The 12,934-nt window shown below is 73.6% G+C and carries 13 protein-coding genes; 10 read left to right on the forward strand and 3 right to left on the reverse strand.

What is annotated here, in order from left to right:
* Positions 1 to 4 precede the first annotated feature (4 nt).
* The 5 genes from HUX53_RS22200 to HUX53_RS22220 all read left to right on the forward strand — a co-directional run bounded on the left by HUX53_RS22200 (position 5) and on the right by HUX53_RS22220 (position 3,868).
* Positions 5 to 772 carry an SDR family oxidoreductase gene (locus HUX53_RS22200; protein WP_176405147.1) on the forward strand — a complete coding sequence of 256 codons (768 nt, stop codon included), beginning with the start codon at positions 5 to 7 and terminating at the stop codon, positions 770 to 772.
* Between the two features lie 119 nt (positions 773 to 891).
* Positions 892 to 1,833: a DMT family transporter gene (locus HUX53_RS22205; RefSeq protein WP_176405148.1), complete on the forward strand. Its 942-nt coding sequence runs from the start codon at positions 892 to 894 to the stop codon at positions 1,831 to 1,833.
* A gap of 17 nt (positions 1,834 to 1,850) precedes the next feature.
* Positions 1,851 to 2,597, forward strand: coding sequence for a trypsin-like serine protease (locus tag HUX53_RS22210; protein ID WP_176405149.1), 747 nt, complete (start codon positions 1,851 to 1,853; stop codon positions 2,595 to 2,597).
* Positions 2,598 to 2,628: 31 nt separating this feature from the next.
* The gene (locus HUX53_RS22215) at positions 2,629 to 3,537 is read left to right on the forward strand and encodes an NAD-dependent epimerase/dehydratase family protein (RefSeq protein ID WP_176405150.1); all 909 of its coding nucleotides are present in this window, start codon (positions 2,629 to 2,631) and stop codon (positions 3,535 to 3,537) included.
* A gap of 10 nt (positions 3,538 to 3,547) precedes the next feature.
* Complete coding sequence (locus tag HUX53_RS22220) at positions 3,548 to 3,868, forward strand: co-chaperone GroES (RefSeq protein WP_176405151.1); 321 nt, start codon at positions 3,548 to 3,550, stop codon at positions 3,866 to 3,868.
* Between the two features lie 7 nt (positions 3,869 to 3,875).
* Here HUX53_RS22220 and HUX53_RS22225 read toward each other — a convergent pair whose 3' ends face one another.
* Positions 3,876 to 4,880 carry an SMP-30/gluconolactonase/LRE family protein gene (locus HUX53_RS22225; RefSeq protein WP_176405152.1) on the reverse strand — a complete coding sequence of 335 codons (1,005 nt, stop codon included), beginning with the start codon at positions 4,878 to 4,880 and terminating at the stop codon, positions 3,876 to 3,878.
* A 105-nt stretch (positions 4,881 to 4,985) separates the two neighbouring features.
* On the opposite strand from HUX53_RS22225, the gene HUX53_RS22230 reads away from it, so the two are divergent.
* Both HUX53_RS22230 and HUX53_RS22235 read left to right on the forward strand, forming a co-directional pair.
* Positions 4,986 to 5,438 carry a MarR family winged helix-turn-helix transcriptional regulator gene (locus HUX53_RS22230; RefSeq protein WP_217919751.1) on the forward strand — a complete coding sequence of 151 codons (453 nt, stop codon included), beginning with the start codon at positions 4,986 to 4,988 and terminating at the stop codon, positions 5,436 to 5,438.
* Positions 5,439 to 5,505: 67 nt separating this feature from the next.
* Positions 5,506 to 5,871, forward strand: coding sequence for a PH domain-containing protein (locus tag HUX53_RS22235; protein WP_176405153.1), 366 nt, complete (start codon positions 5,506 to 5,508; stop codon positions 5,869 to 5,871).
* A gap of 19 nt (positions 5,872 to 5,890) precedes the next feature.
* On the opposite strand, the gene HUX53_RS22240 is transcribed toward HUX53_RS22235, so the two are convergent.
* Together HUX53_RS22240 and HUX53_RS22245 are read right to left on the reverse strand one after the other, a co-directional pair.
* Positions 5,891 to 8,914 (reverse strand): AAA family ATPase, encoded by a 3,024-nt coding sequence (locus HUX53_RS22240; protein ID WP_176405154.1) that lies wholly within the window; start codon positions 8,912 to 8,914, stop codon positions 5,891 to 5,893.
* An 82-nt stretch (positions 8,915 to 8,996) separates the two neighbouring features.
* Positions 8,997 to 10,124: an exonuclease SbcCD subunit D gene (locus HUX53_RS22245; RefSeq protein WP_176405155.1), complete on the reverse strand. Its 1,128-nt coding sequence runs from the start codon at positions 10,122 to 10,124 to the stop codon at positions 8,997 to 8,999.
* 108 nt (positions 10,125 to 10,232) lie between these two features.
* Between HUX53_RS22245 and HUX53_RS22250 the strand changes: the two genes are divergently transcribed.
* The 3 genes from HUX53_RS22250 to HUX53_RS22260 all read left to right on the forward strand — a co-directional run.
* A complete protein-coding gene (locus HUX53_RS22250) occupies positions 10,233 to 10,919 on the forward strand; it encodes a dihydrofolate reductase family protein (RefSeq protein ID WP_309237364.1) in 687 nt (228 codons plus the stop codon).
* Entirely contained in the window at positions 10,912 to 11,340 is a 429-nt protein-coding gene (locus tag HUX53_RS22255) for a deaminase (protein ID WP_176405156.1), read from the forward strand. The genes HUX53_RS22250 and HUX53_RS22255 overlap by 8 nt, the downstream gene beginning before the upstream one ends.
* 138 nt (positions 11,341 to 11,478) lie before the next feature.
* The coding region (locus tag HUX53_RS22260; protein ID WP_176405157.1) for an aldehyde dehydrogenase at positions 11,479 to 12,934 on the forward strand (1,456 nt) is incomplete at its 3' end.

The following is a 12,934-nucleotide window of genomic DNA, read 5'->3' on the forward strand; positions in this document are numbered from 1 at the left end:
GGGCATGCCGACCGCCTTCATCACCGGCGCGACCGCGGGCCTCGGCGCCGCGTTCGCCCGCCGCCTCGCCTCCGACGGGTTCGACCTGGTCCTGCTGGCCCGCGACGCCGAGCGCCTGGAGCGCACCGCCGCGGAGCTGCGCGAGAAGTACGCCGTCCGAGCCGAGGTCCTGCCCGCCGACCTGTCGAGCGAGGAGGGGCTGGCGGCGGCCGAGGAGCGCGTCGGCAAGGACGTCGGCCTGCTGATCAACAACGCCGGGTTCGGCAACAGGGGCGTGTTCCTGGACGTCCCGGTGTCGGACGAGCTGACCATGCTGAAGGTGCACTGCGAGGCCGTCCTGCGGCTCACGCACGCCGCGCTGCCGGGGATGCTGGAGCGCGGCCGGGGGTCGGTGGTCAACGTGTCGTCGATGGCGGCGTTCGCGACGCGCGGCACCTACGGGGCGTCCAAGGCGTGGGTGGTGAGCTTCAGCCAGGGCATCGCGGCCGATCTGCGGCAGCGGTCGCGCGGCGGCGTCCGGGTGATGGTGCTGTGCCCCGGTTTCGTGCACACCGAGTTCCACGAGCGCGCGCGGATGGACATGTCGAAGCTGCCCGGCTTCATGTGGCTGGACAAGGACGACGTCGTCGACACCGCGCTGCGCGACCTGCGCCGCGGCGTGCCGGTCAGCATCCCGGGCGCGCAGTACAAGGCCCTCTACAGTGCCGCCCGGCTCGTGCCGCGCGGGCTGGTCGCGCGCTTCTCGTCCACCACCGGCCGGAGCTACGACTGATACGCGCGTAAGCGACTACTTGCAACGGGAAGCCTGACGGGGCAGGCTGAGAGCACAGGTCGATTCGATGGCGCGCCGAACGACATGCCCCGTCCCCGTCCACCGAGAGGCTCCTCCCGATGGGTTCCGACCTGGGTTATGCCGCGCTCGCACTGATCGCGACCACCGCCTACTACATCGCCTTCCTCGTCTTCCGCGCCTCCGCGCGCCGGATGGAGCCGCTGCGCGGCAGCCGCCCCTTCCGCGTCGCGCGGCTCATGCTGACCGACCCGCTGTGGCTCGGCGGCGGCCTGCTGCTGTTCCTCGGCCTCGGCTACGAGGTCGTGGCGTTCTCCGCGATGCCGCTCGCCGTCGCCCAGCCGATCTTCGCCGTGGCGCTGGTGGGGCTCGTCGCCTACGCGGTCCGGTTCCTCGGCGAGCGGCTCAGCACCCGGGAGTGGACGAGCGTCGCGCTGTTCGTCCTCGCCACGATGCTGATCGGGCTGTCGGCCACCGAGGAGGGCGAGCTGCACGCCGACGCCACGCTGGTGGGCACGCTCACCCGGCCCTGGATGATGATCGCGATCTGCACGCCGGCGGTGCTCATCGCGGCGCTGGTGTGGCTGGTCGGGGACCGCCGGGCGAGCGGCCGGCACGCCCGCAAGCTCGCCGGCGTCGCCTACGGGATCGGCGCCGGGGCGTGCGCCGGGCTGGCCGAGGCGGGCATCCGCGGCATCTCGCTCGTCTACCGGGAGACGGGCAGCCTCCAGGCGGTGCTGGAGTCGGCCTACCCGTGGCTGACGATCGGCCTCGCCGCGATCGCGCTCGGGCAGCTGCAGGTCGCGCTGCAGCGCTGCCGGGTCGCGATCGTCGCGGTCGTGCTCACCGTCATCGGCCGGTCCTACCTGCTCCTCGCCAGCAGCGTCCTGTTCGGCGAGGACTGGCCGCGCGACGCCGGCCCGTTCCTGCTGCGCGCGGCCGGCTTCACGCTGGCGCTGCTCGCGCTCGTGCTGTTCCCCCGCTACGAGGAGCAGCCGGCGCCGGAACCGGCCGCCGCGAGGCGTGTACGCACCGTCCCCTGATCCCCTACATTGCCGGAATGCCCCGCCGAATCCTCGCCACGGCGCTGCTCGCCGCCGCCCTGCTGGTCCCGCTGGCGCCCGCCCCCGCGTCGGCCGTCGTGGGCGGCGCCCCGGCGTCGTCGGCGGCGTACCCGTGGCTGGCGGCGGTCGGGTCGCCGATCTTCTTCGTCCGGCCGTCCGGGCAGTTCTGCGGCGGCGCGCTGATCAAGCCGGACCAGGTCCTGACGGCGGGGCACTGCGTGGCGCTGTTCCGTTCGCTGCCGGGCCTGCTCACGGCCACTTTCGGCCGCGACGACCTGACCGGCAGCGGCGGCGAGACGGTCGCGGTCAAGTCGCTGCGCATCCATCCGGAGTACCGGGAGACGAGGTTCAAGGACGAGACCGTCCTGCACCACGACGTCGCCGTCCTCATGCTGGAGCGGCCCGTGGACCGGCCGACGGCCGTCCTCGGCCCGCCCGGTTCCGCCCGCACGGGCAAGATCCTCGGCTGGGGCTTCACGTCGGAGAACGACCTGCTCAACACGCGTCTGCGGGCCGCCGACGTGCCGCTCCGGGGCGACGAGGCGTGCCGGCGGGCCTACGGCGACTCGTTCGACCCGTCCGACATGCTGTGCGCCGGGTCCGACAGGGCCGACACGTGCCAGTTCGACAGCGGCGGGCCGCTGATCGTGCGCGGCCGGGTCGCCGCGCTGACGTCCTGGGGCTACGGCTGCGCCAAACCCGGCTACCCCGGCGTCTACACGCGGCTCGACTCGCTTCCTTGAACCGGTACCGGCGCGGCTGGATGCTGGCCGCATGCGGGTACTGGTGACGGGGGCGGCGGGATACATCGGATACGCGGTCGGGCGGCGGCTGGCCGCGGCCGGGCATGAGGTCGACGGACTGGTGCGGCGGGACGCCGGGCTGTCGTCCGGCGTGCGCGCGGTGCGGGGCGACCTGCTCGTCCCGGACGGGCTGCCGCGCGGGCCGTACGACGGGGTGTGCCATCTCGCGGCGCTCACCCGCGTCCGGGAGTCGTTCGAGCATCCGCTGCGGTATTTCGCGGCCAACGTCCAGGGCACCGTGAACCTGCTGGAGGCCGTGGCCGCGGAACGCTTCGTGTTCGGGTCGACGGCCGCCGTGTACGGGACGCCGGAGCGGCAGCCGATCCCCGAGAGCGAGGCCACCGCCCCGGCGAGCCCGTACGGGGCGTCGAAGCTGGCCGCCGAGCAGGCCGTCCGGTACCACGCCCGGACGGGCGCGATCGGCGCGGTCGTCCTGCGCACGTTCAACGTCGCCGGGTCGGTGGACGGCCGCATCGACCCCGACGAGACCCGGCTGATTCCCAAGGCCCTCGCCGTGGCCGCCGGGCACGCCCCGCACCTGGACATCAACGGCGACGGGCTGGCCGTCCGCGAATACCTGCACGTGGACGACCTGGCCGCCGCCTACGTCCGGGCGCTGGAGGCCGTCCGTCCCGGCGAGGACCGCGTCTACAACGTCGGCAGCGGGACCGGCACCGCCGTCCACGAGGTCGTCGCCGCCGTCGAGAAGGTGACCGGCCGGCCGGTGCCCGCCCGCCGCCGACCGGCCCGCCCGGAGGCGCCGGTGCTGGTCTGCGACGCCGCCGCGATCCGGGCCGAGCTCGGCTGGCGGCCCGCGCGCTCCGCCCTGCCGGAGATCATCGCCGGCTCGTGGGACGCCCTGACCCGCGCGGACGGCTAAACTCGCCGGCGTGTCCGAGCCCAAGTTCGAAGTCCAGATGCTGCACGACCGCGTCATGATCCGGAGCGAGAAGGACAGCGGTGAGCGCCGCAGCACCGGCGGGATCGTGATCCCCGCGACCGTGGAGCAGGAGAACCGCCTGGTGTGGGGCGAGGTCTGCGGGGTCGGCCACCACGTGCGGATCGTCAAGCCCGGCGACCGCGTGCTGTTCCACCCCGGCGACCAGTACGAGGTCGAGATCCAGGGCGAGAACTATCTGGTCATGCGGGAACGCGACCTGCACGCCATCGCCAGCGAGCGCCCCGAGCACGGCACCGGCCTGTACCTCTGACCGCGCCTCAGATGCCGCGCACGGCCGCGATCGTGAAGGGGACCTCGGGGGTCCCGTCGCCGAGCGGGCCGCCCTTGTCGAACTGGGAGCGGACCACGTAGAGGGTTCCGTGGCGGCGGACGAGCGTCGTCGGGACCTGCAGGGACGCGTCCTTGAGGGTGCGCTCCAGGCGGGCCCGGGTTCCGTCGGACGTGATGCGCCAGCGGTTGATGACGTTGTCGACGTTGTGGGCCGTCCAGAGCCGCCCGTGCTGGAGTTCGAGGCCGTCGGCGTTGTGCATGTCGCCTCCCTTCAGGGCGACTTCGCGGATGCCGCCGGTCCGTAGATCGAGGCGGTAGAGGTCGCCGCCGAGCATGTCGCCGGTCAGCAGGTACCGTCCGGTGGGGTCGGCGACGATGCCGTTGAGGGTGAAGTCGCCGGGGCCGTGCGGTTCGAGGGCGTCGTCCAGGTCGAAGCCCACCGTGAGCGCGGCGCGTCCGCCGCAGGCCTCGGCCAGGTCGTGCGGTGTGACGCGGTAGACGACGGAGCGGGCGCTGTCGGTCAGGTAGGCGCTCCCGTCGGGGGCGATGGCGAGGTCGTTGACGAACCGGGCGCCGTCGCCGGGAACGGCGAACTGGGCCAGCAGCCGGCGGGTCCGCGTGTCGTACACCGAGACGCCGGACGAGGAGTCGGCCACCCAGAGCCGTCCGGCCCGGTCGACCTTGAGGCCGTTGGCGGTGTGCCGGCCGTCCGCGCCGGCCGGGAGGAAGACCTCGGCGACGCGGTGGCCCGGCCGCGTCCGGTAGACGGTGCCGTCCTCGAAGGACCCGGCGTAGAGCGCGCCGCCGCGCGGGTCGGCGGCGATGCCCTCGGGATACACCCGGTCACCCGGCAGGACGTAGGCCGTGGAGATCGGCGCCCGGTGCGAGATCTCGTGCGCGGTGGCGTCCGGCGCCACGGCGACCGACGCCGGGAGGACGGCCACGGCGAGGGCCGCGGCCACGGCCGCGGTGGAGCGCTGGAGGGGGGACATGGACGTCTCCGTTCGTGGTCGATCATTAGGATGCGTCCATACGATAGTTAGAGTTCGAATGCTCGTCAACGGTCACATGTTCGGGTGGCTGGATACGATGCGGGCATGACCTCGATGCCCGTCCCGGAACGGATCGGCTCCCACCTCAAGCGCGCGGAGCAGGCGCTCAGCGGGGCCAAGCACGCGGCGCTGAAGACGAGCGGGCTCACCGTGCCGCAGTACTCCGCGCTGCTCCGGCTCGCCGACAATCCCGGCATGTCGGCCGCCGCGCTCGCCCGGGCGTGCGCCGTCACCCCGCCGACGATGAACACCGTCCTGAAGAACCTCCAGGAGCGCGGGCTGATCGAGCGGACCCCGCACGAATGGCACCGCAACGTCCTGGAGACCCGGCTCACCGGCGAGGGCGAGAAGGCGCTCGCCGACGCCGACGCCCGCGCGGTCAAGCTGGAGCGGGCGCTCGCCGCCGAGTTCGGCGAGGCCGAGCGGGAGACGCTGATCGCGTTGCTCGGCCGGTGCATCGGCTTCCTCGAAGCGGCTCGGTCCCCGCGCGTCGACTGAGACACTCTCGTACGGAACGGGACGGACCACCCGTCCGTCGAACCGGCACACCAACACGGGAGGACGCATGGGCGACGAAGTCGAGCACGACAGGTCGGGGCAGCTCAAGCAGATCGAGAGCGGGCTGATCCCCGGCGAGCAGATCATCGCCGTCTACGACGCGGTGGGCGCGGGCACCGGGTTCATCGGCCTCACCGACCGGCGGGTGATCATCCAGGACAAGAGCTTCGCCGGCAAGAAGTACGCGATCACCAGCGTCCCCTACTCCAAGATCACTTCGGTGAGCGTGGTCAGCAACAAGTCGTGGGCCGGGTCCTACTTCTCCACCGGCTCGATCGCGATCCACGTCGGCCACCAGACCTACGAGGTCGAGTTCCGCGGCAGCGACAAGAGCCACCACGTCCACAACGTGATCCTGCAGTACATCTCGTGACGCCGGGCCGCTGATCCGGTCAGACGACGATCGTCGCGGTGGAGCCGGTGCGGTCCTTGGTCACGCGGAGCTGCGCGGGGATGCGGGCGCGCAGTTCCGCGACGTGGCTGACGATGCCGACCGCCCGGCCGCCGTCGCGCAGGCCGTCCAGGACGTCCATGACCTCGTCGAGCGTCTCCTCGTCGAGGGTGCCGAAGCCCTCGTCGACGAACAGCGTGCCGATCTCGGTGCCGCCGGCCTCGGCGGTGACGACGTCGGCGAGGCCGAGCGCCAGGGACAGGGACGTGATGAACGACTCGCCGCCGGAGAGGGTGACGGGGTCGCGCTCCAGGCCCGTCCAGGCGTCGGCGACGCGGAGGCCGAGGCCGCCGGCGCCCTTCGAGCGGTCACCGGCGGCCTTCTCAGTGGTGTGGACGAGAGCGTAGCGGTCCCCGGACATGCGGGAGAGCCGCTCGTTCGCGGCGGCGACGACCTGCCTCAGCCGGGCGCCGAGCACGTACGCCGAGAGGGAGACGCCGTGCCGGTTCGCGGCGTGCTTGCCGGACGTGAGGCCGGCGAGCCGCTCGGCGACCTCGTGCCGCTCGGCGGGGGGCCGCCATTCGGCGACGGCCCCGGCGAGCTGTCCGCGCAGCTCGGCGAGCCGTTCGCAGCGGTACCGGGCGCGGTCGGCGGCGCTCGCGGCCTCGGTGTGCGCCGCCTCCGCCGCGTGCACCGCCGCTTCGAGCGCGGGCAGGTCGGGGGCCGGCTCGGCGGCGGCCGCGATGAGGTCCGGGTCATTGAGCTGGGCGCGGACTTGCGCCTCCCGGTCGTCCCATTTGCGGATCTTGTCGCGCAGGCCGCCCTGTTCCTCGTCCGGCATCTCGGCCCGGAGCACCTCGTCGGGCGTCTCGAAGCCCTCGTTCTCGGCGGTCGCCCTCGCCTTCGCGCGGGCGGCGGCCAGCTCCTCTTCGGCGCGGCCCGCCGCGCGGGACGCCTCGACGGCGCGTGCCAGCGCGTCCGCCTCGCCGCTCAGGCGGGCGATGCGCGCTTCGAGCGTGGGGTCGTCGCCGCGCGCTCTGTCCAGTTCGGCGGCCAGGCGGGTCTGCTCCGCGTCCAACTCCCTGCCGCGGGTACGGTTCTCGGTGAGCCGGAGGGACACCGCGTCGCGCTCGGTGCGGGCCTGGTCGAGCTCCTGTTCGCGCCGCTGAAGCTCGGCCTCCAGACGTTCCGCCTCCGCCGCCCGCGTGTTCGCCGCCGCCAGTTCCGCCTCCGCGCCGTCGAGCACCGCCGTGAGGCCGTCGGCGTCCGCCTCCCCCGCGATCTCCAGCAGCTTGTCGCGCTCGGTGCGCAGTTCGCCGACCAGCGTCCCGGCCCGCTCCCGAACGTCCTGGGCCGCGTCGGCACCGGCCTGCGCCTCGTCCACCTGCTCCTCGGTCGGGATGAGCGCGAGCGAGGTCACGGGCGCCGGATGCTCGGTCGAGCCGCAGACCCGGCACGGCTCACCGTCCCGCAGTTCCCCGGCAAGGACCGCCGCCATGCCGTCGAGCCGCGCCTGCCGCAGGTCGAGAACCCGCTGGCGGGCGTCCTGCGCCGCGTCGACCGCCGCGCGGTACTCCCCCTCCGCCCCGGCGAGACACTGCTCCACCTGGTCGCGGCGCCGCGCCGCGTCGAGACGGCGCGTCGCGTCCAGCACGGCGGCCTCGGCTCCGGGACGCGCCGCCGCCGCGAGCCTCGCCTCGTCCAGTGCCGCGCGGCCCGACTCCACGATGCCGGGGAGTTCGTCCAGGGTCGCGGCGATCCGCGCGTCCTGCGGCTCAAGGTGGCGCAGCTCGGCCGACAGGCCCTCGCGCTCCCGCTCGATGTCGCGGAGCCGCGCGGCCGTGGCGCGCCCGCCCTCCAGCGCGGCGGCCTCGTCGCGGCGGTCGCGCTCTGCCTTGGCGAGGACGTCCTCGGGCGCCTTCGGCGGCAGCAGCCCGGCGACCTGCGCGCGGGCCTCCTCGGCCCAGCGGCGCGCCTGCACCGACCGCTGGTGCCGGTCCTGCACGTCCCGCACCAGTGGCGCCGCGCGGCCGGCGCGTTCCGCGGCGTAGAGCCGGGACGCGATCTGCGACTTCTCCTCCGCGTGCTCGGCCAGCGCGTCGCGCCGGGCGACGGCCTCGGCGTGGCTCTGCTGCCGCGCGGCGAGGGCCTTCCCGCCGTCGAGGGCCGCACGCGCCGCGCCCAGCGTCGCCGTGGCACCCGCGCGTATCTCCTCGGCCACCACGCGCAGGTCGGCATGCCCGCCCGCCAGCTCCGCCGCCCACGCGGGCAGCGCCGCGACCTCGGCGAACGGCTCCACGGCGGGCTCCCCGCGACGCGGCGGCGGGACGGCCGGACGCTGCTCGCGCGGCGGCATCGCGCCCGTCGCCTCGGCGATCCGGTCGGCGATCGAGGCCGCGGCGGTGCTCAGCTCACCGGCCTCCCGCCCGGTCGCGGCGCGCCGGTCGGCCAGCCACTTCTCGACCTGCGTGAACACCTCGGTCGCGAACAGCCGCTCCAGCACCTTGCGGCGCTCGTCCGCGCCGGCCCGCAGGAACCCGGCGAACTCCCCCTGCGGCAGCAGCGCCACCTGGCAGAACTGCACGGCGTTCATCCCGAGCATGCGCGACACCAGGTCGCCCGCCTCGTCCAGCCGCGTGGTGAGCCCGGTCCACGCGCCGTGCTCGAACTCTTCCAGGACGACCTTGGCGTGCTCCGTCGTCGTCCCGGACCCGCGCAGCTTCGGCCGCTCCCACGCGGGCGACCGCGTGATCCGCAGCCGGCGCCCCCGGATCGTCGTCTCCAGCACCACCCGCGGCCCGGCCCCGGGCGGCGCGTGGTCGCTCCGCAGCCCCTTCACCGCGTTGCGGACGCCCGGCACCTGCCCGTAGAGGGCGAAGCACACCGCGTCCAGAATGCTCGTCTTGCCCGCACCCGTCCGCCCCTGGATGAGGAACAGCCCGGCGTCCGAGAGCGAGTCGAAGTCGATCACCTCGGCCCCGGAAAAGGGCCCGAACGCCGCGACCTCCAGCCGATGCAGCCTCATCCGCTTCGCCTCACTCCCGGCCCGGCCATTACAGCGCCCGCTCGGAGTGCCCGGCCTGCGGATGGAAAGCTGCGTCGGGCTGTCACGCGAGGGCCTCTTTCTGGCGGCAGGACTCGAATGCCTCGTGGAGGAGGGCGCGCTCGGCTTCGGTCGCGGGGCCGTCGGTCACCTCTGCGACGAAGTCGCCGGCGACGTCCAGGGCGGAGCGTTCGCGGACGCGGTCGGACCAGGTGCGGGTGGCGTCCGTCCCGCCGCCCTCGGGGTCGAAGCCGAGGACGAGGGTGTGCGGGAAGCGGCGGCGCAGCCGTTCCATCGCGGCGGACGGGCGTCGGGCGTCGGTGAGCGTGACCTGCAGCCAGCGGTCTTCGTACTCCTCGTTGGATGGGTCGCTGAGCAGGTCGTCGATGCGTCCGCGCAGCCGGGCGAGAGGACGCGGGACGGGGGCCGCCACGAAGTCCGCCGCGACACCGTCCGCCGTGAGGTCGATCAGCCAGGAGCCCTTGACGTGCTTCTCCTCGGAGAACGAGTACGCGAGCGGCGAACCCGAGTAGCGGACGCGGTCGGTGATGCGCCAGGCGCCGTGCAGGTGGCCGAGCGCCGCGTAGTCGACGCCGTCGAACACCGACGCCGACACCTGCGACGACCCGCCGACCGAGATGTCGCGTTCGCTCTCGCTGGACTCGCCGCCGGTCACGAACGCGTGCGCCAGCACGACCGAGCGCTCCCCGCGGCCGGCCGCGTCGTCGCGGACGCGGCGCATGGCCTCGGTGAGAGCGGCGGCGTGGCTGCGTTCTTCCAGGTCCCAGGGGTGGCGGACGAGTTCGGGCTCCAGGTAGGGGATGCCGTAGATCGCGGCGTCACCGACGATGACGGGCTGCCCGACCGTCGCGAAGTCGGTGCGGACGTGCACACCCGCCTTGTCCATCAGCGCCGAGCCGAACCCGAGCCGGCGGGCCGAGTCGTGGTTGCCGGCGATGAGCACCACGCGGGCGCGTTCGGCGAGCCGTTCGAGGGCCTCGTTGCACAGCTTCACGGCGTCGACGGCGGGCAGCGCCCGGTCGTAGACGTCGCCCGAGACCAGCACGCACTCGACCCGCTCCGCCGTGACGGTCTCGACGAGGTGGTCGACGAACGCCGCCTGCGCGGCCAGCAGGTCCTCGCGGTGGAACGATCTGCCGAGATGCCAGTCGGAGGTGTGCAGGATTCGCATGTCGGGGCAACCATAGGCACCCCCTCCGACACATCCGGCGCAGAAACGCCGAGCCGCCCCAAAGGATCTTCGAATACCGCAGTCCCGCCGCTCCCGTAGGGTTGCGTCGTGAGTGATCGTCCCTACGTGCTGCTGAGCTGCGCGATGTCCGCCGACGGCTATATCGACGACGCGGGGCCCGAGCGGCTGCGGCTGTCCAGCGCGGCGGACTTCGACCGGGTGGACGCGGTGCGCGCCGGCTGCGACGCGATCCTCGTCGGCGCCGGGACCGTGCGGGCCGACGACCCGAAGCTGCTGGTCCGCTCCACCGCGCGCCGCGAGCACCGCACCGCGCGGGGGCTGCCCGCCGACCTGGCCAAGGTCACGCTGACCTGGAGCGGCGACCTGGACCCGGCCGCCCGGTTCTTCACGACGGGCGAGGCACCGAAGATCGTCTACGCGCCGTCCGGGACGGCGGCGGAACTGGCGCCGCGCCTGGACGGCCTGGCCGACGTGGTGGACGCGGGCGACCCGCTCGACCTCCCGACCGTCCTGCGCGATCTGTCGGCGCGGGGCGTCCGCCGGCTGATGGTCGAGGGAGGCGGCGGTATCCACACGCTGTTCCTGACGTCCGGCCTGGTGGACGAGCTGCAGCTCGTGGTCGCGCCGTTCTTCGTCGGCGACCCGTCCGCGCCGCGTTTCGTCCGGTCCGGGGTGTTCCCGCAGTCGCCGGACCGTCCGATGCGGCTGGAGGACGTCACCCGGATCGGCGACCTGGCCCTGCTGCGCTACCGCGTCAGGGCGGCACGTGGATGACCGCGGCTGGCTGGAACTGGCCTGCGACCTGGCGAAGCTGTGCCCGCCGTCCGACACGGCGTTCTCCGTCGGCGCGGTGATCGTCGGACCGGACGGACGGGAGATCGCGCGCGGCTTCTCCCGCGAACACGACCCGCACGACCACGCCGAAGAGGCCGCGCTCGCCAAAACCCATGGCGGCCTCACGGGCGCGACCATCTACAGCTCGCTCGAACCCTGCGGGCACCGCGCGTCCCGCCCCCGCCCCTGCGCAGAGCTGATCGTCGCCTCCGGCGCGCGCCGGGTGGTCTTCGCCTGGCGGGAACCGCAGCTGTTCGCCGCGGGGACGGGCGCGGAGACCCTGGAGGCGGCGGGCGTGGAACTCCTGGAGCTCCCCGCCCTGGCCGACCGCGCCCGCGAACCCAACGCGCACCTCCTCTGAACGGCCCGGTGCACCGGACGGCGAGTGAGACGCGAGTCTCATTGCTCTTGCCAACGCCCCGGGACCTCATGCGATGCTGTGCCCAAGCAAGCATTCGGTTACCCGAACTCGCCCCGTCGGGCAGGGAGGCACAGCACCATGCGCGAGCACGATCGGCTGTTCATCGGCGGCGAGTGGGCCGCCCCGGCCGGTACCGGCACGATCGACGTCATCTCCCCGCACACCGAGGAGGTCATCGGGCGGGTGCCCGAGGGCACCGAGGGCGACATCGACGCGGCGGTCGCGGCGGCGCGGCGCGCGTTCGACGAGGGCCCCTGGCCCCGGATGACGCCCGCCGAGCGCGCCGAGATCGTCGGCCGCCTCTCCGCGATCTACGCGGAGCGGCAGCAGGAGATGGCCGACCTCTGCACCGCGCAGATGGGGTCGCCGATCATGTTCTCGGTGTTCGGCCAGGCCGCCATCCCGCAGATGGTCCTGCAGTACTACGTGGACCTCGCCGCCACCTACACCTGGGAGGAGGAGCGGCAGGGCATGCTGGGGCCGGTCACGGTCACCCAGGAGCCCGTCGGCGTCGTCGCGGCGATCGTCCCGTGGAACGTCCCGCAGTTCACGCTGATGCTGAAGCTCGCGCCCGCGCTGATCGCCGGCTGCACGGTGGTGGCCAAGCCGTCCCCCGAGACGCCCCTGGACACCTATCTGCTCGCCGAGTGGATCCGCGAGGCCGGCATCCCCGAGGGCGTCGTCAACTTCGTCCCGGCCGGACGCGAGGTCGGCGCCTACCTGGTCGCGCACCCCGACGTCGACAAGGTGTCCTTCACCGGCTCCACCGCCGCCGGCCGCAAGATCGGCGCGGTGTGCGGCGAGCAGCTGAAGCGCGTCACCCTCGAACTGGGCGGCAAGTCGGCCGCGATCATCCTGGACGACGCGGACCTGGCGTCCACCGTCGAGGGCTTCAAGCTGGCGTCCCTCATGAACAACGGCGAGGCGTGCGCCGCGCAGACCCGCATCCTCGCGTCCCGCCGCCGCTACGACGAGGTCGCGGACGCCCTCGCCACCATGGTCGGCGGCCTGTCGGTCGGCGACCCGGCCGACTATGCCACCGAGATCGGCCCGCTGGTCGCCAAGCGGCAGCAGGAGCGCGTGGAGAACTACATCCGGATCGGCCAGGACGAGGGCGCCAAGCTGATCACCGGCGGCCTCAACCGCCCGCACGACCGCGGCTGGTACGTCGCCCCCACGGTCTTCGGCGACGTCGGCAACGACATGCGCATCGCCCGCGAGGAGATCTTCGGCCCCGTCCTCGTCCTCATCCCCTACGAGGACGAGGCCGACGCCGTCCGGATCGCCAACGACAGCGACTACGGCCTCGGCGGCTCGGTCTGGACGTCCGACGTCGACCACGGCGTCGACGTCGCCCGCCGCATCCGCACCGGCAGCTGCGGCGTCAACATGTACACCCTCGACCCGAACACCCCGTTCGGCGGCTACAAGAACAGCGGCATGGGCCGCGAACTGGGCCCCGAGGGCCTGCGCGCCTACCTGGAGCACAAGTCCATCCCCCACCCGGCCCCCTCCGCCCCCCCCTCCCCCCCCC

It is taken from the genome of Actinomadura sp. BRA 177, assembly GCF_013372625.1.
GTDB lineage: Bacteria > Actinomycetota > Actinomycetes > Streptosporangiales > Streptosporangiaceae > Spirillospora.